At 67.6% G+C, this 23,315-nt stretch carries 23 protein-coding genes; 12 read left to right on the top strand and 11 right to left on the bottom strand.

The window, feature by feature from the left end:
• Window positions 1-167: 167 nt before the first annotated feature.
• Both ACYVI5_RS02205 and ACYVI5_RS02200 read left to right on the top strand, forming a co-directional pair.
• A complete protein-coding gene (locus ACYVI5_RS02205; protein WP_460578799.1) occupies window positions 168-1,262 on the top strand; it encodes an ABC transporter ATP-binding protein in 1,095 nt (364 codons plus the stop codon).
• 85 nt (window positions 1,263-1,347) lie between these two features.
• Entirely contained in the window at window positions 1,348-2,646 is a 1,299-nt protein-coding gene (locus ACYVI5_RS02200) for a DUF4032 domain-containing protein (protein WP_460578798.1), read from the top strand.
• Between the two features lie 26 nt (window positions 2,647-2,672).
• Here ACYVI5_RS02200 and ACYVI5_RS02195 read toward each other — a convergent pair whose 3' ends face one another.
• Genes ACYVI5_RS02195 through ACYVI5_RS02175 form a run of 5 tightly spaced genes read right to left on the bottom strand, consistent with a single transcriptional unit; the run spans window position 2,673 to window position 7,724 of the window.
• Window positions 2,673-3,548, bottom strand: coding sequence for a hypothetical protein (locus ACYVI5_RS02195; RefSeq protein ID WP_460578797.1), 876 nt, complete (start codon window positions 3,546-3,548; stop codon window positions 2,673-2,675).
• A 43-nt stretch (window positions 3,549-3,591) separates the two neighbouring features.
• On the bottom strand, window positions 3,592-4,584 hold the full coding sequence (rlmB, locus tag ACYVI5_RS02190; protein ID WP_460578796.1) for a TrmH family RNA methyltransferase: 993 nt from the start codon (window positions 4,582-4,584) through the stop codon (window positions 3,592-3,594).
• A complete protein-coding gene (gene cysS / locus ACYVI5_RS02185) occupies window positions 4,574-6,010 on the bottom strand; it encodes a cysteine--tRNA ligase (protein WP_460578795.1) in 1,437 nt (478 codons plus the stop codon). The genes rlmB and cysS overlap by 11 nt, the downstream gene beginning before the upstream one ends.
• A gap of 41 nt (window positions 6,011-6,051) precedes the next feature.
• Entirely contained in the window at window positions 6,052-7,245 is a 1,194-nt protein-coding gene (ispD, locus tag ACYVI5_RS02180; protein WP_460578830.1) for a 2-C-methyl-D-erythritol 4-phosphate cytidylyltransferase, read from the bottom strand.
• Window positions 7,242-7,724, bottom strand: a complete 483-nt coding sequence (locus tag ACYVI5_RS02175) for a CarD family transcriptional regulator (RefSeq protein WP_460532236.1) — start codon at window positions 7,722-7,724, stop codon at window positions 7,242-7,244. Before ACYVI5_RS02175 ends, ispD begins: the two co-directional genes overlap by 4 nt.
• A gap of 160 nt (window positions 7,725-7,884) precedes the next feature.
• Here ACYVI5_RS02175 and ACYVI5_RS02170 point away from each other — a divergent pair, with 160 nt between their 5' ends.
• Complete coding sequence (locus tag ACYVI5_RS02170) at window positions 7,885-8,349, top strand: hypothetical protein (protein ID WP_460532233.1); 465 nt, start codon at window positions 7,885-7,887, stop codon at window positions 8,347-8,349.
• Between the two features lie 40 nt (window positions 8,350-8,389).
• On the opposite strand, the gene ACYVI5_RS02165 is transcribed toward ACYVI5_RS02170, so the two are convergent.
• Together ACYVI5_RS02165 and ACYVI5_RS02160 are read right to left on the bottom strand one after the other, a co-directional pair.
• On the bottom strand, window positions 8,390-9,073 hold the full coding sequence (locus ACYVI5_RS02165; protein ID WP_460532230.1) for a response regulator: 684 nt from the start codon (window positions 9,071-9,073) through the stop codon (window positions 8,390-8,392).
• Entirely contained in the window at window positions 9,070-10,281 is a 1,212-nt protein-coding gene (locus ACYVI5_RS02160) for a sensor histidine kinase (protein WP_460578794.1), read from the bottom strand. The genes ACYVI5_RS02165 and ACYVI5_RS02160 overlap by 4 nt, the downstream gene beginning before the upstream one ends.
• Window positions 10,282-10,456: 175 nt before the next feature.
• On the opposite strand from ACYVI5_RS02160, the gene phoU reads away from it, so the two are divergent.
• The gene (phoU, locus tag ACYVI5_RS02155) at window positions 10,457-11,110 is read left to right on the top strand and encodes a phosphate signaling complex PhoU family protein (RefSeq protein ID WP_460578793.1); all 654 of its coding nucleotides are present in this window, start codon (window positions 10,457-10,459) and stop codon (window positions 11,108-11,110) included.
• 9 nt (window positions 11,111-11,119) lie between these two features.
• On the opposite strand, the gene ACYVI5_RS02150 is transcribed toward phoU, so the two are convergent.
• The 4 genes from ACYVI5_RS02150 to ACYVI5_RS02135 all read right to left on the bottom strand — a co-directional run bounded on the left by ACYVI5_RS02150 (window position 11,120) and on the right by ACYVI5_RS02135 (window position 14,153).
• Window positions 11,120-11,875 (bottom strand): 2,3-diphosphoglycerate-dependent phosphoglycerate mutase, encoded by a 756-nt coding sequence (locus ACYVI5_RS02150; RefSeq protein WP_460532221.1) that lies wholly within the window; start codon window positions 11,873-11,875, stop codon window positions 11,120-11,122.
• A gap of 9 nt (window positions 11,876-11,884) precedes the next feature.
• Window positions 11,885-13,057, bottom strand: coding sequence for a YgfZ/GcvT domain-containing protein (gene ygfZ / locus ACYVI5_RS02145; protein ID WP_460578792.1), 1,173 nt, complete (start codon window positions 13,055-13,057; stop codon window positions 11,885-11,887).
• A complete protein-coding gene (locus ACYVI5_RS02140; RefSeq protein ID WP_460532827.1) occupies window positions 13,054-13,719 on the bottom strand; it encodes a heme-binding beta-barrel domain-containing protein in 666 nt (221 codons plus the stop codon). Before ACYVI5_RS02140 ends, ygfZ begins: the two co-directional genes overlap by 4 nt.
• Before the next feature lie 152 nt (window positions 13,720-13,871).
• Window positions 13,872-14,153, bottom strand: a complete 282-nt coding sequence (locus tag ACYVI5_RS02135; RefSeq protein ID WP_460532215.1) for a hypothetical protein — start codon at window positions 14,151-14,153, stop codon at window positions 13,872-13,874.
• 60 nt (window positions 14,154-14,213) lie between these two features.
• On the opposite strand from ACYVI5_RS02135, the gene ACYVI5_RS02130 reads away from it, so the two are divergent.
• From ACYVI5_RS02130 to pstB, 8 genes are all read left to right on the top strand, one after another.
• On the top strand, window positions 14,214-14,882 hold the full coding sequence (locus tag ACYVI5_RS02130; RefSeq protein ID WP_460532212.1) for a winged helix-turn-helix transcriptional regulator: 669 nt from the start codon (window positions 14,214-14,216) through the stop codon (window positions 14,880-14,882).
• 25 nt (window positions 14,883-14,907) lie between these two features.
• On the top strand, window positions 14,908-15,753 hold the full coding sequence (gene mshD, locus ACYVI5_RS02125; protein WP_460578791.1) for a GNAT family N-acetyltransferase: 846 nt from the start codon (window positions 14,908-14,910) through the stop codon (window positions 15,751-15,753).
• A 33-nt stretch (window positions 15,754-15,786) separates the two neighbouring features.
• On the top strand, window positions 15,787-17,967 hold the full coding sequence (locus ACYVI5_RS02120; RefSeq protein WP_460578790.1) for a polyphosphate kinase: 2,181 nt from the start codon (window positions 15,787-15,789) through the stop codon (window positions 17,965-17,967).
• Window positions 17,964-18,908 (top strand): NUDIX hydrolase, encoded by a 945-nt coding sequence (locus tag ACYVI5_RS02115; protein ID WP_460578789.1) that lies wholly within the window; start codon window positions 17,964-17,966, stop codon window positions 18,906-18,908. The genes ACYVI5_RS02120 and ACYVI5_RS02115 overlap by 4 nt, the downstream gene beginning before the upstream one ends.
• Before the next feature lie 113 nt (window positions 18,909-19,021).
• The gene (gene pstS / locus ACYVI5_RS02110; protein WP_460578788.1) at window positions 19,022-20,146 is read left to right on the top strand and encodes a phosphate ABC transporter substrate-binding protein PstS; all 1,125 of its coding nucleotides are present in this window, start codon (window positions 19,022-19,024) and stop codon (window positions 20,144-20,146) included.
• Window positions 20,147-20,227: 81 nt separating this feature from the next.
• The gene (gene pstC / locus ACYVI5_RS02105; protein WP_460532196.1) at window positions 20,228-21,295 is read left to right on the top strand and encodes a phosphate ABC transporter permease subunit PstC; all 1,068 of its coding nucleotides are present in this window, start codon (window positions 20,228-20,230) and stop codon (window positions 21,293-21,295) included.
• A complete protein-coding gene (gene pstA, locus ACYVI5_RS02100; RefSeq protein WP_460578787.1) occupies window positions 21,292-22,428 on the top strand; it encodes a PstA family ABC transporter permease in 1,137 nt (378 codons plus the stop codon). Before pstC ends, pstA begins: the two co-directional genes overlap by 4 nt.
• 30 nt (window positions 22,429-22,458) lie before the next feature.
• The gene (gene pstB / locus ACYVI5_RS02095) at window positions 22,459-23,238 is read left to right on the top strand and encodes a phosphate ABC transporter ATP-binding protein PstB (protein WP_440297317.1); all 780 of its coding nucleotides are present in this window, start codon (window positions 22,459-22,461) and stop codon (window positions 23,236-23,238) included.
• The last annotated feature ends 77 nt before the right edge of the window (window positions 23,239-23,315 follow it).

Genomic DNA, 23,315 nt, shown 5'->3' with positions numbered 1-23,315 from the left:
CAGCTCCGGGGTGAACGCTGCACTGCTGCCGCGTGCGGATGCACTCGATTCGCCGGGCGCCGGAGTCGTGACGTAACATCAGTTCTGGTCATCGACGACCGATGGCCATACAACATCCATCACAACGGATCGTCCGGCACGTACCTGCCGGTGAAGGAGACATAACCATGGCAACAGTCACTTTCGACGAGGCGACGCGAACCTATCCGGGTTCCACGCGTCCTGCCGTCGACAAGCTGAACCTCGACATCGCCGACGGCGAGTTCCTCGTGCTCGTCGGCCCTTCCGGCTGCGGTAAGTCCACGTCGCTGCGCATGCTGGCCGGACTCGAAGAGGTCAACGAGGGCAACATCTTCATCGGCGACCGGAACGTCACGGATGTTCCGCCGAAGGACCGCGACATCGCCATGGTCTTCCAGAACTACGCTCTGTACCCGCACATGACCGTTGCAGAGAACATGGGCTTCGCGCTCAAGATCGCCGGCGTGAAGAAGGAAGAGCGTGCACAGCGCGTACTGGAGGCCGCGAAGCTGCTCGACCTCGAGCCCTACCTCAACCGCAAGCCGAAGGCCCTTTCCGGTGGTCAGCGTCAGCGCGTCGCGATGGGCCGCGCCATCGTCCGCAGCCCGCAGGTGTTCCTCATGGACGAGCCGTTGTCGAACCTCGACGCCAAGCTGCGCGTTCAGACCCGCACGCAGATCGCCTCGCTGACCCGGCGTCTCGGCGTCACCACCGTCTACGTCACGCACGACCAGACCGAGGCCCTCACCATGGGTGACCGCATCGCCGTGCTGAAGGACGGCGTGCTCCAGCAGGTCGGCACGCCGCGTGAGCTGTACGCAGAGCCCAACAACGTGTTCGTCGCCGGCTTCATCGGCAGCCCCGCCATGAACCTGTTCGGCGCCGACGTGACCGAGGGCGGCATCAAGTTCGGCACCGCCGTCGTTCCCGTTGACCGCGAGGTTCTCGCCAAGGCCGGCAAGCAGATCACGATCGGTGTCCGTCCCGAAGACGTGGTGGTCTCCACCAACGCGGGCAACGGCCTCACGGTCGCCGTCGACCTCGTCGAGGAGCTCGGCGCCGACGGCTACCTGTACGGCCACACCGAGGTCGACGAAAAGCGGGTCGACATCGTCGGCCGCGTCGACGGCCGCGTGCACCCGAACGCCGGCGAGACGGTCTACATCACGCCGAAGCCGGGCCACGTGCACCTCTTCGACGCGGAGAGCGGCGAGCGCCTCGGCGGCGCCGTGGTCGATTAGGCTCCACGCATTCCGATTCGAATCGCCCCGGCCCCGAGCCTCGCTCGGGCCGGGGTGATTCCTTTTGAACATAGGCTTTTCAGTTATGGCTGGCTCCGTCAACATCACCGCGGCAACCGTCGATCCGGCTCTGCTCGACCTGCCGTGGAACCTGCCGCTTGACAGGTGGTCCAACGAGCACATCGCTCTGCTGCCCAAGGGCATCTCGCGTCACCTGGTGCGCTTCGCGAACCTCTCCGGCTACGTCATCGCCATCAAGGAGACGACGGGCGAGATGGCCAGGCGCGAGTACGACATGCTGCGCACTCTTCAGCGGCTCGACGTGCCCTGCGTGGAACCGGTAGCGGTCATCGAAGGTCGAACGGATGACTCGGGTAAGCCTCTGAAGCCGGTGCTTGTCACAAGGCACCTGAAGTTCTCGCTGCCTTACCGGGCCCTCTACTCGCAAACCCTCCGCCCCGACACCGCGACCAGGCTCGTCGACGCACTCGCCGTGCTCCTCGTGCGCCTGCATATGATCGGATTCTTCTGGGGCGACGTCTCACTGTCGAACACGCTGTTCCGTCGCGATGCCGGCGCGTTCGCCGCCTACCTGGTGGACGCCGAGACCGGTCAGCTCTACGAGGGCGGGCTCTCCAATGGACAGCGGGAGAACGACCTCGAGATCGCCCGGGTGAACATCGCGGGCGAGCTGATGGACATCCAGGCGGGCGGCCGGCTGGCCGAAGAGGTCGACCCGGTGGAGGTGTCCGGCGGCATCGTGGCCGCCTACCGGTCTCTGTGGAAGGAGCTCACGGGCAGCGAGTCGTTCTCGGCATCCGACCGCTGGCGCATCGCGGAGCGGGTGCGCCGACTGAACGAGCTCGGATTCGACATCGAGGAGCTGGCGATCCGCAGCACCGGCACCGACAGCGGAACCGTGCGCATCCAGCCGAAGGTCGTCGACGCTGGACACCACCAGCGACGCCTGCTGCGGCTGACCGGCCTCGACACCGGCGAGAACCAGGCGCGTCGCCTGCTCAACGATCTGGACTCCTACGCGGCCACGGTGGCCAAGCCGGGTCTTGACGAGGAGGCGATCGCCCACGAGTGGCTGATGCGCGTGTTCGAGCCGGTGGTGCGCGCCATTCCCGCCGACCTGCGCGGCAAGCTGGAGCCCGCCGAGGTGTTCCACCAGCTGCTCGACCACCGCTGGTTCATGTCACAGGAAGAGGGGCGCGACGTTCCACTCGCCGAGGCGCTTTCGTCGTACATCAACGACGTGCTGCGCCATCGCCGCGACGAGGCGACCGTGATCGCGCCCGTCACCGAGGCGTTCACCGTGCCGGTGCAGGTGATCGACGACGAGGCCGACGAAGGCGACGACTGGATGTCCAAGGTCTGAGTATCTCCGACAGGATGCGCTTCGGGTCAGCCGACGGATGGCATGGCCGCCCAGCTGATCGTGCCATCCGTAGACCACGTCACCGTCACGGCCAGCGGGAGGCCGTCGACGTCGCGCACCGCGTCCTTCGTCAGCGTGAGCCCGTGCGCCGCCATGTCGGAGAGTGTGGCGCACGTCTCGGCCACCCGGGCGCCGTTCGCCACGGCGACCAGGCAGTACTGGTCGCTCAGGCGTTCCGCCGCGTAGATCGACGCGCTCTCCTGAAGGGAGACCGATCCCGCGATCAGATGGAACGAGCTCGGCACGAATCCGTTCGTCACCGCGGCGGGCAGGTCTGTCGCGCGCGGCGATGAGTTCAGGAACTCTCGAACCGCCGGACCGGGAAGCGGATGCCAGTCCTCGTCGGGGATTGCGGTCGTGGTATTCGCGGCTGCGGGGGTCGCCGGTGCCGGATGCCCGACTGCAGTCGATACGCCCACTGCGACAAGCACGCCCAGTACGAACGCAGCAGCAGCGACGAGCACGGGTGCCGCCCGTCGCATCCTTGACGCCATGCCGGTTGTGCGTGCCTGGGCCGCGTCGGGGTCCGCATCGTCGAGGTCCGCATCGTCGAATTCGGGTGCGTCGAAGTCTTGGTCGCCGTATGAACCCGCGCCCGTCCGCCGGCCGGCCGGGACCGGGTTAGTGCCCTGGACGGGCTTCTCGTGCGACGCTCGATCGTGCGGTGCCGTGGGAGCGTCGGCGGATGGCTGCGGGTGCGCCCGGTCGTACTCGGCGAGGGCCCACTGGCTCGGCGTCATCCGGACGGTGTCACCGCTCTGCGGGTCCCGGTACTCGCGCGGCTCCTCCGCCGCGCCCTCCCGGGAGTAGACGCGCTCGAGCAGCCGCCTTCGGTCATCCACCTCTTCAGGCTACGATCTGGGCCCCGGTCCGAGCACCAGGAGGTCAGTGACCGGAGGCCTCCGTGCGCCGCTTCGAGATCTCGTAGAGCGCCACGCTCGCGGCGATGCCCGCGTTGAGCGACTCCGTCGATGCGGAGATCGGGATCGACACAATCGCGTCGCAGGTCTCGCTCACGAGTCGCGAGAGGCCCTTCCCCTCGCTGCCGACCACGACGACGACGCCGCGGTCCGCAAGCTCGAGATCGTACAGCGACACGTCGCCTTCGCCGGCAAGTCCGAGCACGAACAGGCCCCGCTTCTTCAGCCCCTTCAGCGCCTGCGTCAGGTTCGCCGCCATCGAGACGGGGGTACGCGCGGCCGCGCCGGCCGAGGTCTTCCACGCCGACGCCGTGACGCCGACCGAACGACGCTGCGGAACGATGACGGTCTGGCCGCCGAACGCCGCCGTCGAGCGGATGATCGCCCCCAGGTTGCGCGGATCCGTCACGCCGTCGAGCGCGACGAACAGCGGAACCTCGCCCTTCTGCAGCACGGAGTCGAGCACGTCGTCGACGTGGGCGTACTCGTACGGCGGAACCTTCAGCGCGACACCCTGATGAACAGCGTCTCTGCCGGAGAGGCGATCGAGCTCCGGACGCATCACCTCGAGCACCGGGATGCCGCGCTTCGTCGCGGTGCTCAGGATCTCCTTCACACGGTCGTCGAGTTCGATGCGCGCGGCGACGTAGAGCGTCGTGGCCGGAATACGCGCTCGCAATGCCTCGAGCACGGAGTTGCGGCCGGTGACGAACTCGGCGTCGTCGGACGTCGCCCTGCGTGCGGTCGTGCCTCCGCCCGTATTGGAGCGCTGGCCGCCACGTTTGGCGGCGGCCCGCTCAGCGAGTTCCTTGCGTTTGGCGGCGACGTGGTACGGACGGTCCTGCGCCTTCGGCGTCGGCCCCTTGCCCTCCAGCGCCTTGCGGCCGTGGCCGCCCGTGCCCTTCGTCGGGCCCTTCTTGGATTTGCGCACGGCTCCCGCGCGCGGCTTATTCGCCATCGATACTCCAATGCGCACCCGTCGGGGTGTCCTCGATCGTGATGCCCGCTTCGGCCAATTCCGAGCGGATGCGGTCTGCCTGCGCGAAGTCCCGCGCCTGGCGGGCGGCCTGCCGGTCGGCGAGAAGCCTGCGCAAGAGCGCGTCGAGCGCGGCGCGCGCCGGGGCATCCGTTCGCGCCTGCCACTGCGGCGACAGCGGGTTGATGCCCAGCACCTCTGTCATCGCTTCGACCTGTCCCCTTGCCGTTGCGGCGGCGCCCAGATCTTCGCCGTCGAGCGCCTGATTGCCCGCCCGCACTGTGTCGTGCAGCACTGCCAGGGCTTGCGGCACTCCGAAGTCGTCGTCCAGCGCCTCGGCGAACTCCGCCGGGAGCACCTCGGCGCCGCTGGAGGCGAAGCGGGTGCCGGCCAGCCTGCGGTCGACACGCTCCAGGAATCCGGAGATGCGCTCCAGCGCTGCTTCGGCCTCGGCCAGCGAGCTCTCGGTGAAGTCGATCGTCGACCGATAATGCGCCGCCCCCAGGTAGTAGCGCACGACCAGAGGCCGCGCCGCGCCGATGAGGTCGGCCGCGTACACCGAGTTGCCGAGCGATTTCGACATCTTCTGGCCCGCCACGTTGACCAGCCCGTTGTGCACCCAGTACCCAGCGAAGCCTTCACCGGCGGCCGTCGACTGAGCGAGCTCGTTCTCGTGGTGCGGAAAGCGCAGGTCGAGGCCGCCGCCGTGAATGTCGAAACGCGGCCCGAGATAGCGAGCCGACATGGCGGAGCACTCGATGTGCCACCCCGGACGGCCTGCACCCCACGGGCTCTCCCACGAGGCGGACTCCGGCTCGTCGGCCTTGCGACCCTTCCAGAGCGCGAAGTCGCGCGGATCCCGCTTGGCACGCGGGTCGGCATCCGCCGCCGCCTCCATCGCGTCGATGCTCTGCTTCGTGAGCTCGCCATAGTCCGGCCAGCTGCGCACGTCGAAGTACACGTCACCCGAGCGGTCGTCGGCGACATACGCGTGCCCCCGTTCGATGAGCCTTTCGATGAGCTCCTGCATCTGCGGGATGTTCGCCGTCGCCCGGGGCTCGTACGTCGGCGGCTGGATGCCCAGCGCGGCATACGCGTCGGTGAACTCGCGCTCGTAGCGATACGCCAGCGCCCACCACTGCTCGTGGCTTCCGGATGCCTGTGCCGCGGCCGCGTTGATCAGCACCTTGTCGTCGATGTCGGTCACGTTCCGCACGAGCGTGACGTCGTAGCCGCGGTAGTTGAACCAGCGGCGCATCTGGTCGTATACCAGCGCGGACCGCAGGTGACCGATGTGCGGTGAGGACTGCACGGTGGGGCCGCAGACATAGATGCCGACCTTGCCGGCCTCGAGCGGAACGAAGTCGCGCAGCCGCGCAGCTCGCGTGTCGTACAGTCGGATTCCCACGCGTTCAAGACTACGGGTGTATCCGACGCCACCGCGGTTTACTACGACGCGTCGGACCGCAGGGGGGCGATGGGCACCACGAGCGCTGTGGCGATGGCCGTCAGGCCCTCGCCGCGTCCGGTGAATCCCAGCCCGTCGGTCGTCGTCGCCGAGATCGACACCGGAGCGCCGAGAATGCCCGAAAGCGCCTCTTGCGCCTCGTCGCGCCGGTGCGCGAACCGGGGACGGTTGCCGATCAGCTGCACGCTCACATTTCCGATGCGCAGCCCGGCCGCCGCGAGCCGTTCCCGGGCCGCCCGGAGGAAGACCTCTCCGTGCGCGCCGACGAACCGGGGGTCGTCCGTACCGAAGACCGACCCAATGTCGCCCAGGGCGCCGGCGGAGAGCAACGCATCCACTATCGCGTGCGCGACGGCGTCGCCGTCGCTGTGGCCGGCGAGGGCAGGTTCTCCCGGCCAGTGCAGACCGGCTAGCCAGAGCTCGCCGTCGGTGCCGAAGGCATGCGTGTCGGTACCCAGCCCGATCCTGGGCATCCCTACCTGGGATGCCGCCGCCGCGAAGAGCTGCTCGGCCCTGGCCAGGTCGGCGGGAGTCGTCACCTTGAACGCGAGCGGATCGCCGGCCACGATCCTCACCGGGTGGCCGATCGCGGCGACGAGGGCGGCGTCGTCCGTCGCCTCCTCGGTCGCGGCGCGATATGCCTCGAGAAGGATGTCTCGAGGAAATCCCTGCGGCGTCTGCACGGCGACGAGCTCGGCGCGGTCGACGGTGCCGGTGACGAGCTCTCCGGCATCCCTGCGCTTGATCGTGTCGCTGACAGGAAGGCCGGGCACCGCGCCCTCTCCGGCAGCGTCGACGGCGGCGACCACCGCGTCGAACTGTGCCACCGGCGTGAAGGCCCGCGCCGCATCGTGCACGAGCACGACCTGCACGGTGTCGTGCAACACGGCGAGTCCGGCTGCGACGGATGCCTGCCTGCTCGCTCCGCCCGCCACTACGGCCGCACCGGGCGCGAGGGGCGCCAGGAGCTCACGAACCTCCTCCGTCGCGCCCTCGGGAACGACAGTGATCAGCTGGGCATCCGAGCGCATGCCGCGGACGGCATGCACCGCGTGTTCGAGCAGGGTACGGCCTGCGACAGGGACGAACGCCTTCGGCATGCCCGCTCCGAGGCGAGTGCCCGCTCCTGCGGCCACCACGATGACCGCGATACGCGGCGAGGGTGCCCCCGTCAGGACGCGAGCACCTCGTCGAGCACGTTGGATGCCTGATCTTCGTCGGTCTTCTCGGCGAGCGCGAGCTCGGAGATGAGGATCTGACGGGCCTTCGCAAGCATGCGCTTCTCGCCGGCGGAGAGGCCGCGGTCCTGGTCGCGGCGCCACAGGTCTCGCACGACCTCGGAAACCTTGATCACGTCGCCGGAGGCGAGCTTCTCGAGGTTCGCCTTGTAGCGACGGGACCAGTTCGTCGGCTCCTCGGTGAACTGTGCACGCAGCACTTCGAACACCCGGTCGAGGCCCTCTTTGCCGATGACGTCGCGAACGCCCACAAGATCGACGTTCTCGGCGGGAACCTCGATGGTCAGGTCGCCTTGGGTGACGTTGAGCTTGAGGTAGACCTTCTCTTCACCCTTGATGATTCTCTTCTTGACCTCGGTGATTGTTGCAGCACCGTGATGGGGGTAAACGACAGTCTCGCCGACCTCGAAAAGCATAGATAGCAGTCCCTTCAGCAACGTCTAGGGTACCACAGCGGTGTCGTGCTATCCTCTGCCCCCGCCTGGCCAGCGCCTGCGATGCGGTAGGCTCGAGAGGCAATCCGCGGTGTTCGTAAAAGGCCGAACCGGCCGGCCCGGTGCGACTTGGAGGATCTGAATGAAGGCGCGTGTCGCGGCATCCATCGTTCTCGCTCTCGGACTCGTGACGGGCATGTCCGGCTGCACCCTGCTGACCCCTCAGGACACGCTGTACATCAAGGAGTCCGCTCACGGCGTGAACGGGACCGTCGGCAAGATCGACATCCGCAATGCGCTCATCGTCTCCAACAGCTCCGGCACGGTCGGCAACCTCGTCGTCACGTTCGTGAACAACGAGGACAAGGCGCACTACCTCTCGATCCAGCACGGCTCGAAGACTCGCTCGATCGCCATCCCGGCCGACGGCGTGAAGAAGGTCGGCGCCAAGGGCAGCACCCGCGTGGAGTTCACCGGGCTCGACGCCAAGCCCGGTTCGCTGACCGACGTGTACTTCAGCTACGCGGGCGCGACGGGCACGCAGATCCAGGTTCCGGTGCTGTCGTCCACGTTCCCGGGCTACGAGGACTACGTCCCCGGCAAGTAGGACTCAGCGGCGCGTTTCGCCGGGCGGCGACGACGACGCGTCAGCTGTCTTCGAAGCGGTAGCCGAGGCCGCGAACCGTCACGAGCATCCGCGGCTCTGACGGGTTCGCCTCGATGCGCGAGCGGATGCGTTTGATGTGCACGTCGAGCGTCTTCGTGTCGCCGAAGTAGTCGCTCCCCCACACCCGGTCGATCAGCTGACCTCGCGTGAGCACTCGGCCCGCGTTGCGCAGCAGCAGCTCGAGCAGCTCGAATTCCTTCAGCGGCATAGGTGTGTCCACGCCAGACACCGACACCGTGTGGCGGTCGACATCCATGCGCACGGTCCCGGCCTCCAGAACACTGTCGTCGAACGACTCCTCGTCGACTCGGCGGCGCAGCACCGCACGGATGCGCGCCAGCAGCTCCCTGGTGGAGTACGGCTTGGTCACATAGTCGTCGGCACCCAGCTCGAGGCCGACCACGATGTCGATCTCGGAATCCTTCGCCGTGAGCATGATGATCGGAACGGTCGATTGCGCACGGAGGAGCTTGCACACCTCGGTGCCCGGCATGCCGGGCAGCATCAGGTCGAGGAGCACGAGGTCTGCTCCGTCGCGACCGAACTGAGCGATGGCATCCGGCCCGTTGTCGGCGACGCCGACCTCGTATCCCTCGCGGCGCAGCAGGAACGCGAGCGGATCGCTCAGCGACTCCTCGTCTTCCACCAGCAGGATGCGTGTCATCTCGTTCGTTCTCCTTGTGCGGCTTCTTCGGCTTCGGTAGCGAGGTCCGCCGCATCGGGCGGGCTCGTATTCGGCTCCTGCGCGACGTGTTCGGCCTCGGGAAGGCGGATGGTGAAGGTCGAGCCTCGGCCGGGCTGCGACCAGACGCGCACCTCACCGCCATGGTTCTGCACCGCGTGCTTGACGATCGAGAGCCCGAGCCCAGTGCCGCCTGTGGCTCGGGAGCGTGCCTGATCCACGCGGTAGAAACGCTCGAAGACCCGGTCCAGGTCTTCCGGCGGAATGCCCGGCCCCTGGTCCGTGACGGCGACTTCCACGACGCCGTCGGTGAGACGCGCGCCGATTCCGACCCGGGTCTTGTCGGGCGAATAGCGCACGGCGTTCGAGACGAGATTGTGCACAGCGGTGGTGAGCAGACTCTCGTCTCCGAAGACGACGGCGTGCGACGCCCGTCCGGTGGCCAGTTCGATGCCGCGCGATTCGGCGAGCACCCGGTTCTGATCGACGGCGGATGCCACCACCTCGTCGATCGACACGCGCTCGGCGTGCGGCACGATCTCCGCAGCCTGCAACCGGGAGAGGTCGATGATGTCCTGTGTCAGGCGGGCGAGACGGGCCGCCTCCGAGGTGAGGCGCGCCGCGAAGTGCCGCACCTGCTCCTGATCGTCCGGCGCGCTCGCCAGCGCCTCTGCCAGCACGCTGATCGCCCCGATCGGCGTCTTCAACTCGTGGCTGATGTTGGCGACGAAGTCGCGCCTCACCTGCTCAAGGCGCACCGCCTCCGTGCGGTCATCCGCCAGCAGCAGGATGTAGCGGGATCCCAGTCGCGCGACGCGCACTGTGAGCTGCACGGTGGCATCCCCCAGCGTGCTGCGAGCGAGTTCGAGATCTTCTGCCACCGGTTCTCCCGTGCGGCGCACCTCGTCGACGAGTTCCACCATGCGCGGCTGGCTGAGTGCGGCGTTCCAGACCAGCCCGAGGCTGTACGCACCAGCGGATGCCCGCACCACGTTGTTGCTCGGGTCCACGACGATGCCGGCGGTCGGCAGCGCCTCCAGCACCTGGTCGACCCCGTCGGGAACGGTAGGGCTCACGATCTCGGTGGCGCGATGACTATGGGACGCCGCCGAGTGCAGCAGCCACACGAATCCGGCCCCGACCACAAGGCCGAGTGCCAGAGACAGCAGCACCAACCAGGTGGAGTCCATGCCAGAAGGCTACCGGTGCGCGCGGAGTGGTCCCGGCCGCAGAACCCCCTGATGGGGCCCGATTCGCGCAATGTTCGGGCATCCGACACCGACCGTTAACCTGGCACCGGGAGCATGGCCGCAACGACCGGATCGACCGGTCGTTCGGCGTGCCGCCGGGGAGGATGGACATTCCATGCGTGACGTTTTTCAGCACGAGATGCGCGAGGTGCAGGACCGCCTCGTCGAGATCGCCGAGCTCGTCGTCGTCTCCATCCGGAACGCCACTCAGGCGTTCAACGACGGAGACGTCGCACTGGCCGAGACCGTCATCCAGAACGATGCGCGCATCGATGCGCTGACGGTGGTGCTCGACGAGCTGTCGATCCAGATCCTGGCCAGGCAGAACCCTGTCGCCCGGGATCTGCGCATCGTGGTGAGCGCGCTGCGCATCAGCGCGTCGCTGGAGCGGATGGGCGACATGGCCGAGCACATCGCCCAGCTCGCACGCTACCGCTTTCCCGACAAGGTGGTCCCGAAGAGCCTGCGCGGCACGTTCAAGGAGATGGGGCGCCTCGATGTGGTCATCGCGGAGCGCCTCGTCGAGTTGCTCCGCACCCAGGATCCGCGGGTGGCCGACGAGTTGCGCAACCAGGACGACGAGATCGACGAACTGCACGCGAGCGTCTTCGACAAGGTTCTCGGGGAGACGTGGAAGGGTGCGACGGTCGACACGGTCGATGCCACGCTGGCGTCGCGATACCACGAAAGGTTCGCGGACCACGCTGTGTCGATCGCGAAGAAGGTGCAGTACCTCGTGACCGGAGACTGGGTGCCTGAAGCGTCCTGAGAGAGGGCGCTACTTCGCCGCGCCCTGAGCTGCTACCGCTGCAGCACCGGCCGCGGCGGCCTCCGGGTCGAGATACTCGCCATGACCGAGCGGCATGAAGTCGTCGCCGAGCCGGTACACGAGCGGGATGCCGGTGGGAATGTTCAGCTCGGCGATCTCGTCGTCGCCGATGCCGTCCAGGTGCTTGACGAGCGCGCGCAGCGAGTTGCCGTGCGCCGTGACGAGCACGGTCTTGCCGGCCGCAAGGTCGGGCACGATATCCGACTGCCAGTACGGCAGCATGCGGGCGATGACGTCTTTCAGGCACTCCGTGCGCGGCATCTGAACGTTCGTGAGGTCGGCGTAACGCGGGTCGCCCACCTGCGACCACTCAGCGTCGTCGGGAAGCGGGGGCGGCGGAACGTCGAACGATCGGCGCCAGAGCATGAACTGCTCATCGCCGTACTTCTCCTTCGTCTCTGCCTTGTCGAGGCCCTGCAGCGCGCCGTAGTGCCGCTCGTTGAGGCGCCAGGAACGCCGCACCGGAATCCAGAGGCGGTCAGCGGTCTCGAGTGCGAGGTTCGCCGTCTGGATCGCTCTGGTGAGCACGGAGGTGTGCAGCACCTCGGGCAGCAGCCCCTCGGAGGCGAGCAGCTCCCCCGCGTGCGCCGCCTCGGTGCGTCCCTTCTCGGACAGTCGCACGTCGACCCAGCCGGTGAAGAGGTTCTTCTGGTTCCACTCGCTCTCGCCGTGGCGCAGCAGTATCAGGGTGTAGGGGGATGGCATGCCCCAAGTTTAACGGGGCCGCGTGACGGCGCCGAGCCGCGGGATGCGCGGCACGTGCGCTTCGGCGCCGGCATCCGTCGGCACGATGGTCTCCTGGGCGGCCGCCACCGCTCCGTCTGACGTGCGCACTGTCAGATCGAGCGCCGGGTCCGTCGAGCGCTTCACCACGGCGAGCGCGATCGGCCCGAGCTCGTGGTGAACGGCAGACGACGTCACGCGCCCGACGACGGCGTCCCCGGCAAGCACCTCGGCGCCGGCAGGCACCGCGATGCCCTCCGAGCCGTCCAGGTGCAGGAACACCAGCCTGCGCGGCGGGTGTCCCAGGTTGTGCACCTTCGCGATGGTCTCCTGGCCGCGGTAGCAGCCCTTGTTCAGGTGCACTGCGGTGCGCAGCCAATCCAGTTCGTGCGGAATGGTGCGCTCGTCCACCTCGGCGGTCAGGCGGGGTCGCCATGCGGCGATGCGCAGCGCCTCGGCCGCCAGCGTCCCGGCCGCCTGCACCTGGCCGGATGCGGCCCGCTGCACGAGCACACCGAGGGCATCCCGCGGAACGAGCGTCTCCGCCCAGCGGTATGCCACGCCGGGATGCTCCTGGCCGGCTTGCTCGGGATGCGCGTACTGATGTCCGCCGGCGACGACCGACGGCCATGGGTCACGCCACTGCAGACGCACGCCGTTCGCCGACGCCGCTGCGGTCTCGAGCACGGTGGATGCCTGCGTTGCCGAAGCACCGTCATCCGGACCCTCGAAGCTGCCGAGGGTGGCGAAGTCGTTCGTGCGGTCCACCGGCTCGACGCGCAGCATGAAGCGCATCTTCTGCAGGAAGTCGAGCACGGCATCGGTGTCGGAGTGCTCGACGAGCAACCAGGTCGTCTCGCCGTCGTCGACGATGTGCAGCGCGTGCTCGATGTGGCCGGCTGGGTCGAGGAGCAGTGCCTCGGCCGACTCGCCGGGCGCGAGATTGCGCAGCGACTGGCTGCTCATGGAGTCCAGCCAGCTCAGCCGGTCGCCGCCGGAGACCGCGATGACGCCGCGAGTGGAGAGGTCGACGAGCGCATCGCCGCGCTGCAGTACGCGCTGTTCGGTCAGCGGGTTCCCGTAGTGCGCGGCAACGCCTGGGTCGGATGTCTCGTCCCCTGCGGCCACAGCAGCCGGGAGCGCGAGGAATGGGGAGGCCGTCACTTCGTACCGGCTTCGGGTCCGGCCGCTGCCTCGTCGGCTGCCGAGTTCGCCGGGGCGGCGCCTGCGAGATCGGTGCGGGCGAGCCGGGCGGACGCGTGGGTGCGCAGGTCCTGGCCGAGTGCGGCGATGTCCCACGCCCAGAGCAGATGCGATTCGACCAGGCCGTAAAGCCGGGTGGCAGCCGAATAGTCCTTGGCGCCGGAGGTGCGCAGCACGGCATCCGTCGCGAGATCGATGCGGGGGCCCTTCACCTGTCCCACGTAGAGCTCGGAGATGCCGTCGGGATGGAGGATCTGCGCCTCGATCTCGAACGCGCCCGCCGACGTGCGGAGCGTCTCGACCGACTGCGCGGTGTCGAAGGGTCGCGTGTCGGAGCCCGGGAGGAGCCCGGGGCCGGCGTCTTCCGGCAAGAGCGTGCGGCTGAGGCGCCAGTAGCCGAGCTCGGTCGCCAGCGGCGTCAGCTGCTCGTCGAGCAGCCACGTGTAGGAGCTGTAGTTCAGCGCGGGGAGTCCGTCATGACTGAAGCTGATGCGCTGCCCGAACTCGCGCTCGACGTGCTCGTCGCCGATCGCGTAGTCGAGCACGCCGGTGCCCTCCCAGACTCCGAGGAGCCACGAGAGCGGAACGAGCTCCGCGGGGAGCCCTTCTGGGATGGAGATCAGCGCTGGCCCCGGAACAGGTTGTAGACGACCAGAACCGAGACGCCGGCGATCGCGAGCACTGCCAGCGACAGCAGGCCGACGAACACGAGCTCGAGGGTGACAAGCATGTGATTCAGTCTACGAGGTCGCCCGGCCACGGCGGCGCGCACGGTTCACGCATGCACCAGCGCGAGCACCAGTGTTGCGACCGCCAGGATGACGAAAGCCCCGGCAAGGCTCGTGCCCATGCGGATGACGAATCCGTGCTTCTCCTGCGTCGCCAGCTGAATGCACATGGAGACGAGCACGGCACCGGCCATGGCGATGCCGAGCCACCCGAGGTAGGCGTGCGTGCCGGCGAACGCTCCGATCAGCACGGCGGCGATGAGGGAGGCGACCCAGACGCCCACGACCGAGGTCCACCGCATGGTCGGGGTGAGGGTTTCGCCGGTCACCCGACCATTGTCCCTCGCGACGATAGGATCGGGATACTTCTCAACCGGGCGGGAGGTCGCGTGGCTCAACTGTTGGTGCTCACGCCCACGCCCGCGAACGAGGTGCTCGCCTCACTCGGATTGCTCTCGCATCGGGTACGGCAGGTCGCGGCAGACACGTCGTCGCTGCTGAACGCATCGTCGTGCGACCTGATCTTCCTCGACGCCCGGCGCGACCTGGTGGGTGCGAAAGCCCTGAGCAAGATCCTCGCCTCCACGGGCAACGCCGTGCCCGTCGTGCTGGTGCTGACCGAGGGCGGACTCACCGCGGTGACCGGCGACTGGGGTGCTGACGACGTGATCCTGGAAGGGGCCGGGCCCGCCGAGGTCGATGCTCGCATCCGTCTGGCCATCGAGCGACGCTCGAACGACCCGGCGCAGTCGAAGATCCAGGCATCGGGCGTGACGATCGACGAGGCGAGCTACTCCGCGAAGGTGCACGGGCGTCCGCTCGACCTCACGTTCAAGGAGTTCGAGCTGCTGCGCTTCCTGGCCACGCATCCGGCCCGCGTGTTCACGCGCGAGCAGCTGCTCAGCGAGGTGTGGGGGTACGACTACTTCGGCGGAACACGCACGGTCGACGTGCACGTGCGGCGCCTGCGCGCGAAGCTCGGCGACTCGGAGTCGCTGATCGGTACGGTGCGCAACGTTGGCTACCGGTTCAACGTCGTCGACGACGAGGACGCCTGAGCGCGTGTCGTCGAGGTCGGACGACGTGGCGGACGCCCTGGCGGTGGCCGACGCCGCGTTGCGTCACGACGGCACCGACCCGTTCAACGAGCAGACCCGGCTCGACCTCGCGTCCGGACGTCGGGCGGTGCACGTCGCCCGGCACGGCGGCGACCCGGTGGCCGCCGCGGCCACCGGGAACGGCGAACTCGACCTCGTCGTCGAGCCCGGGGCTCGGGGGCGCGGGGTCGGAACCGCGCTGCTGGAGTCGCTGCTTCCCGAACTGGAACCGGATGTCTCCGCCTGGTCGCACGGCGATCATCCTGCCGCCCGCGCTCTCGCGGCCGGCCACGGCTTCGACCTCGTGCGCACGCTGCTGCGGCTGCGGCTGCCGTCTCTGGAGCCGGTGGCGGGCACGGAACCGCAGGCGGGCATCCGTGTCGAGGAGTTCGATCCCCAGACGGATGCCGCGGACTGGCTGGCGCTGAACGCCCGCGCGTTCGCGTCGCATCCGGAGCAGGGGCGGATGAGCGCCGGCGACCTCGCCGAGCGCGAGGCGGAGCCATGGTTCGACCCCGCCGACTTCCTGGTTGCCAGGGACGCGTCGGGCCGGATGCTCGGCTTCCACTGGATGAAGCTCGACCCGCGCACGGGCGAGGGCGAGGTGTACGTGCTCGGCGTCGACCCCGATGCGGCGGGCCGCGGCCTTGGAAGGCTCCTGCTGACCGAGGGCCTTGAGAGGATGCGCGCCAAGGGCGTGGCCTCGGCATCCCTCTACGTGGAGGGCGACAACGAGCCTGCCCTGGCGCTGTACCGCAGCGTCGGTTTCGTCGACGATGCGGTGGATGTGCAGTTCCGCCGAGTGTCCGCACGGCAACCGGCCGGGGCTTAACCTCCCGTTTTCCCACGGTGCCATGATGAGTGGATGGACGGCGAGGACACCCTGATCGGCACCGGGCTGAGCCCCGAGTTCGACGACGACTTCGAGCAGCCGTGGAATCCCGACCTCGATCCGAGCCTGCCGCCCGACCGCTACCTCGACCGTGAGGTGAGCTGGCTCGCGTTCAACCAGCGGGTGCTGGAGCTGGCCGAGGATCCTCTGGTGCCCGTGCTCGAGCGCACCAACTTCCTCGCCATCTTCGCGACCAATCTCGACGAGTTCTTCATGGTGCGCGTCGCCGGTCTGAAGCGGCGCATCCTCACCGGACTCGCGGTGCAGACCAACACCGGCAGGGCCCCGGTGGACGTGCTCGCCGACGTCTCCGAGAAGGCGCACGAACTCCAGGTGCGCCATGCCGAGGCATACCGCGACGGCGTGATGCCCGCGCTCGCCGATGCCGGGATCTCGATCGCGACCTGGGACAGCCTCGACGCTGCCGACCGCGAGCAGATGCGCGACATCTTCTCGCGTCAGATCTTCCCAGTGTTGATGCCACTCGCGGTCGATCCGGCGCATCCGTTCCCCTACATCTCCGGGCTCTCGCTGAACCTGGCGATCCGGGTGCGCAACTCGAAGACCGGCAAGGAGCAGTTCGCCCGGCTCAAGGTGCCGACGATGCTGCCGCGGTTCGTGCGCATCGACCAGCGCGAGTCGATCGGGCAGATGCGGTTCATCATGCTCGAGGACCTGATCGCCCACCATCTGGGCGACCTGTTCCCCGGCATGGAGGTTCTGGCGCACCACGTGTTCCGCGTGACGCGGAACGAGGATGTCGAGATCGACGAGGACGAGACCGAGAACCTCATCCAGGCACTGGAGCGCGAGCTGCTGCGCCGCCGGTTCGGCCCGCCGATCCGGCTCGAGGTCTCGAAAGACATGGATCCGATCACGCTCGACCTGCTCGTGCGTGAGCTCGACATCACCGAGCAGGAGGTCTACCGGCTGCCCGCGCCGCTCGACCTCGGCGGCCTCTTCGAGCTGAGCCGCATCGAGCGTCCGGAGCTGCACTATCCGAACCACGTGCCGACGACGCCCGCGCAGCTGATGCCGCGTGAGCCCAACGCGAAACCGGATGTCTTCGCCTCGATCGCGCGCGGCAACATTCTGCTACACCACCCCTACGAGTCGTTCGCGACGAGTGTTCAGGCGTTCCTGGAGCAGGCGGCGAACGACCCTCACGTGCTGGCCATCAAGCAGACCCTCTATCGCACGAGCGGCGACAGCCCCATCGTCGAGGCGCTGATCGACGCGGCCGAGCGCGGCAAGCAGGTGCTTGCGCTGGTGGAGATCAAGGCCCGGTTCGACGAGCAGGCGAACATCGAGTGGGCGCGCAAGCTCGAGAAGGCCGGTGTGCACGTCGTCTACGGGCTCGTCGGCCTCAAGACGCACTGCAAGCTCGCGCTCGTCGTGCGCGAGGAGAACGGGGTGCTCCGGCACTACAGCCACATCGGCACCGGGAACTACAACCCAAAGACGTCGCGGATCTACGAGGATCTCGGCCTGCTCACCGCCGACGACCAGGTGGGCAAAGATCTCACGCGACTCTTCAACGAGCTCTCCGGCTACGCCATCGAGAAGAAGTTCAAACGGCTTCTGGTCGCCCCGCTGCACCTGCGCAAGGGCCTCATCAAGGCGATCGAGAACGAACGCGCCAACGCGGAAGCGGGGCGACCGAGCGGCATCCGCATCAAGGTGAACTCGATCGTCGATGAGGCGATCATCGACGCGCTCTACCGGGCGAGCCGGGCGGGTGTGCCTGTCGATCTCTGGGTGCGCGGCATCTGCGGGCTGAAGGCCGGGCAGGAGGATTACAGCGCGAACATCCGGGTGCGCTCGATCCTCGGCAGGTACCTGGAGCACTCGCGCATCTTCGCGTTCCAGAACGACGGCGAGCCGCAGGTGTACATCGGAAGCGCCGACATGATGCACCGCAACCTGGACCGCCGGGTGGAGACGCTCGTGCGCCTCGTGGATGCTGCGCACATCGCAGAGCTCGACGACCTGTTCGACCGCGCGATGGACGACCGCACGTCATCGTGGTGGCTGACCTCTGACGGCACCTGGGTGCGCCACAGCCTGGATGCGAATGGACAGCCGCTGGACGATCTGCAGAATAGGCTCATGCAGGTGATCTCGCACCGACAGCGCACGGGCAGCCGCCGGTGACCGAAACGGTCATCTATGCCGGCGGCGCGGTCTGCTGGCGCCTCATCGACGGCACCCCGCACATCCTGGTCGTGCACCGGGCGAAGTATGCCGACGTGACCCTGCCCAAGGGCAAGGTCGACCCGGGCGAGTCCCTCCCGCAGGCGGCGCAGCGTGAAGTTCTCGAGGAGACCGGGCTGAAGGTGACGCTCGGCGTGCCCCTCGGCATCACGAACTACATCATCTCCAGCGGTCGCGAGAAGTTCGTGCACTACTGGGCGGCCGAAGTGAGCGAAAAGGCCGTGCACGCCTCCACGTTCGTGCCGAACGACGAGATCGCCGCCATCGAGTGGGTTCCGCTGAAGCGCATCCGCAAGTACCTCAGCTACGAGCGGGACGCGGAGATCGTCGCGCAGTGGGCCGCGCTCTACGACGAGGGCGTCACGAAGACGTTCGCGCTCGTCGTGCTGCGGCACGCGAAGGCCACCTCGAGGTCGCACTGGAGCGGGAAGGATGCCCTTCGCCCGCTCACCAAGGTAGGCGTGCAGCAGGCCGCCAGCAACGTGCCCACCATCGCGGCGTGGCGGCCGAAGCGCATCGTCACCTCGTCGGCCGTGCGGTGCGTCGCGACCGTCGCTCCCCTGGCCGCAGCATTCGGCGTGAACGCGAAGAGAACGACCGCTCTCTCACAGGATGCCTGGGAATCGGGCACGGCGACGGCGGGCATCCGCGAGGTGGTCGGCAAGCGCGTGCGCGCCCGCAAGACAGCCGTGCTGTGCAGTCACGGGCCGGTGATCCCCGACGTGCTGCGCGAGATCGCACTCGCCACGGGCACCACCATGGGCAGCTACATCAGAGACGCCGCGGCGCTCGAGGTGGGCGAGTACTCCGTGGTGCACCTGTCGAAGAGCAACCCGGCTTCGGGCATCATCGCGATCGAGACGCACAGCCCCCGGCAGTAGCCGCCCGCCGTTCACCTGTCGTTCACCGCGAGGCGGGATTCTGGTCACGCCCCGCACATATCTTCGCTCCCGGGCGGCCATCCGGCGCTCCCCCACATCCCGAAGGGAACACAGTGAAGTTCAACAAAGCAGCCGCGGTCGGCACGGTCGCGCTGGCATCAGCGCTCGCGCTCACCGCCTGCTCCACGGGCGGCGGCAACGCGAGCAGCACCAGCTCGTCGGCATCCTCCGCGTCGGCGGCGGACTACAGCTCGCTCTCCGGCACCATCACGGCCGGCGGCTCGAGCGCTCAGGCCAATGTGCAGGCCGCATGGACGGCCGCATTCCAGGCGCAGGCGGGCGGCGTCAAGGTGAACTACGACAAGTCGCAGGGATCCGGCGGCGGCGTGACCAACTGGCTGAACGGCAGCTACGACTTCGCGGGAACTGACGCGGCCCTTTCCGCGGAGCAGTTCGCGCAGGCGAAGACGACGTGCGGTCCGGACGGCGCGGTCAACATCCCCGTGTATCTGTCCGGCGTCTCGATCGTCTACAAGCTCGACGGGGTGTCGAAGCTGAGCCTCGACGCGAAGACGATCGCGTCGATCTTCGCCGGCAAGATCACCGCCTGGAACGACCCTGCGATCGCGGCACTGAACAGCGGCGTCACCCTTCCGGCGACTCCGATCTCCGTGGTGCACCGCTCGGATGGTTCCGGCACGACAGCCAACTTCACCACGTATCTGCACCAGCAGGCACCGTCGGTCTGGACGTGGGATGCGGGCACCGCCTGGCCGAACAGCGTCGGCAGCGGTCAGCAGGGCGGCTCGGGCGTCGTGAACACGGTCGAGGCGGGCAACGGCACGATCGGCTACGCAGACCAGAGCTCGATCGGCAACGCCACTCAGGCATCCATCGAGGTCGGCTCGACCGGAAAGTTCGTGAAGTACAGCGAAGCAGCGGCGACGAAGGCCCTCGATCAGTCGGGTCAGATCACGCCGCAGGGCGACGGTGACCTGACCGTCAAGATCGACACCACGAAGATCACCGACACGAGCGCCTATCCGATCCCGCTCCTCTCGTACGACGTCGTCTGCAAGAGCTTCAAGAACGCCGACCAGGGCAAGCTCACATCCGCCTACCTCGGCTTCGTCGTGAGCAAGACCGGTCAGCAGGTCGGGGCAAAGAACGCCGGCTCGGCTCCTCTGCCCGACTCGTTCCTCACGAAGGCCGCGAAGACTCTCGCTGCCGTGAAGTAGCCGCCTCGCGAATCGCGACAACCGGCATCCGACCATTCCGTTCCGACCGTCAGAAAGAGTGAAGTGACAGACAATACCGCTGTGCGATCACCTCTGGCGAACGTGTCCGAGAATCGGTCGGATGCCGGCCGGCACCCGGATGGCCCCCGGACCACCTCCCGGGGAACGAAGGTCAAGGCGCGCCCGGCCGACCGCATCTTCCGCTTTCTGAGCACCGGTTCCGCCGGCCTGATCATGGTGATCCTGGCCGGCGTCGCCCTGTTCCTCATCATCAAGGCCGCCCCGGCGATCGGAGCCAACTGGAGCTCCCCCGATCTCGCGGCCGGCACCACGCAGGGACACTCGTCGTTCTGGGCGTACGTCGGCCCGCTGATCTGGGGCACGCTGTTCTCCGCGTTGATCGCGCTCGTGCTCGGCACACCCGTGGCGATCGGCATCGCGCTGTTCATCTCGCACTATGCGCCCCGCAGACTCGCCAGCGTGCTCGGCTACCTGGTCGACCTGCTCGCCGCCGTTCCCTCCGTGGTGTTCGGCCTCTGGGGCATCTTCATCATCAGGCCGTTCCTGATTCCGTTCCAGGACTGGCTGAACCAGTACCTGGGTTGGATCCCGCTGTTCTCCGGGCCGGTCTCGCATACCGGCTCGACCATGCTCGCCGGTGGCATCGTGCTGGCCGTCATGATCCTGCCGATCATCACGTCGATCGCGCGCGAGATCTTCCTGCAGACGCCCCGGTTGCACGAAGAGGCGGCACTCGCTCTCGGATCCACCCGCTGGGAGATGATCCGGCTCGCCGTCTTCCCGCACGCTTTCAGCGGCATCGTCAGCGCCACCCTCCTCGGGCTAGGCCGTGCACTCGGCGAGACCATGGCGATCGCGATGATCATCTCGCCGTCGCTGATCTTCTCGGTGCGCATCATCACCGACACCATGAACTCGCAGACCATTGCAGCGAATATCGCGAACAACTTCCCCGAGTCGAACCCGCTGCAACGCGAAGCCCTGATCGCCACCGGCCTCGCACTCTTCGTCATCTCCTTCGGCGTGAACTTCGTCGCACGCTGGATCGTGGCACGCACCGGCGCAGGCAACCGACGTCGCATCAAGCGCGCAGCCGCACAGGCCAGCAAGGAGGCCGCTGAAGCATGACCGCCACCGTCGTGCAGAACCGCCGCAACCAACAGGGCCCTGCGCGGAACGGCCGCAGCCCACGCGGCCCGGTGCCCAACGCGCTCACCTCCGCACAGTTGCCGCGCTTCGCCGAGCTGTACACGCTGGCCGGTGCGCTCGCGGTGAGCGCTGCCGTGCTCGCCATGATCGGCTTCAGCATCGTCGGCTGGCTGGTGCTGAGCGCTGTGGTGTATCTGGTGGGCTTGGGCATCCTCTCCACGGTCGTCGAGAACCGGCGCAAGGCGACGGACCGGGTCATCCGGGGACTGGTGACGATCGCGTTCCTGCTCGCGCTCATCCCGTTGGTCTCGACGCTCATCACCGTGATCGTGGGCGGCGCACCCGCGCTCACCTGGGACTTCATCACCAAGACCGGCGGGAGCGTTTTCGACCCGAAGACGCTCAAGGTCACGGTCGTCACCGGTGCCCTTCAGGCCATCGTCGGCACACTCGTCATCACCGGGATCGCTGCCGTGATCTCGATTCCGATCGGAATCATGGCCGCGATCTACCTGGTCGAGTATGCGCAGCCGAAGCAGTGGATGTCTCGCACCGTCACGTTCCTCGTCGACGTGATGACGGGCATCCCCTCCATCGTCGCGGGCCTGTTCGCCTTCTCGCTCTTCACGCTGGTCGTCGGGCCCAAGGCGTTCAGCGGGTTCTCGGCGTCGGTGGCGCTGTCGGTGCTGATGATCCCGATCGTGATCAGGTCGACGGAGGAGATGCTGAAACTCGTCTCCAGCGAGCTCCGCGAAGCGTCCTACGCGCTCGGCGTGACCAAGTTCGCGACCATCACCCGGATCGTGCTGCCGACCGCCATCGCCGGCATCATCACGGGCGTGATGCTCGCCATCGCGCGAGTGATCGGCGAGACCGCGCCCATCTTCATCGCGGCGAGCTTCACCGACAATTTCAACGCCAACCCGTTCAACGGGCCGATGCAGTCTCTCGCCGTGATGGTCTACACCAACTACAAGTTCCCGTCGCAGGACATAGCGTCGTCGTACCAGTCCGCGTGGGGTGCCGCACTGTTGCTGGTGATCCTCGTGGTCATCCTGAACCTCGTCGCCCGCGTCGTCGCCAAGCTGTTCGCCCCCAAGGGCCTGCGTTAGCGACCGTTAGAAACCCGAACAGGAGCAAGCGTGTCCAAGCGCATCAACGTGAACGACCTCAACGTGTACTACGGCGACTTCCTCGCCGTCGAGGGCGTGAGCATGACCATCGAGCCGCGCACCGTCACGGCGTTCATCGGGCCGAGCGGATGCGGCAAGTCCACGTTTCTGCGCACCCTGAACCGCATGCACGAGGTGATCCCCGGCGCGCATGTCGAGGGCGAGGTGCTCATCGACGGCGACAACCTCTATGCGCCAGGCGTCGACCCCGTGCTGGTGCGCCGGCAGGTGGGCATGGTTTTCCAGCGGGCCAACCCGTTCCCCACGATGACGATCCGCGACAACGTGCTGGCCGGGGTCAAGCTGAACAACCGGCGGATGTCCAAGACCGACCAGGACGACCTCGTAGAGGAGTCGCTCCGCGGAGCGAACCTATGGAACGAGGTGAAGGACCGGCTGCACCTTCCCGGCTCCGGTCTCTCCGGAGGCCAGCAGCAGCGTCTCTGCATCGCGCGCGCGATCGCCGTCTCTCCTGACATCCTGCTCATGGACGAGCCCTGCTCGGCCCTCGATCCGATCTCCACGCTCGCCATCGAGGATCTCATCGAGGAGCTGAAGAAGGAGTACACCATCGTCATCGTCACGCACAACATGCAGCAGGCGACCCGGGTGTCGGACCGCACGGCGTTCTTCAACATCGCCGGCACGGGCAAGCCGGGCAAGCTCATCGAGTACGACGACACTGCGACGATCTTCACGAAGCCGTCGGTGCAGGCGACCGAGGACTACGTGTCAGGTCGATTCGGGTAACGAAGACGAGAATGCCGGGCCGCAGAACGCCTCTCGGCGCGAGGCCGCTCGAAGCGGCGAATGATGGAGCCCGGGGT

The organism is Humibacter ginsengisoli, from assembly GCF_054780095.1.
Note: the sequence above shows the minus strand (reverse complement) of the source record. Positions and strands in the feature narration are given on the sequence as shown.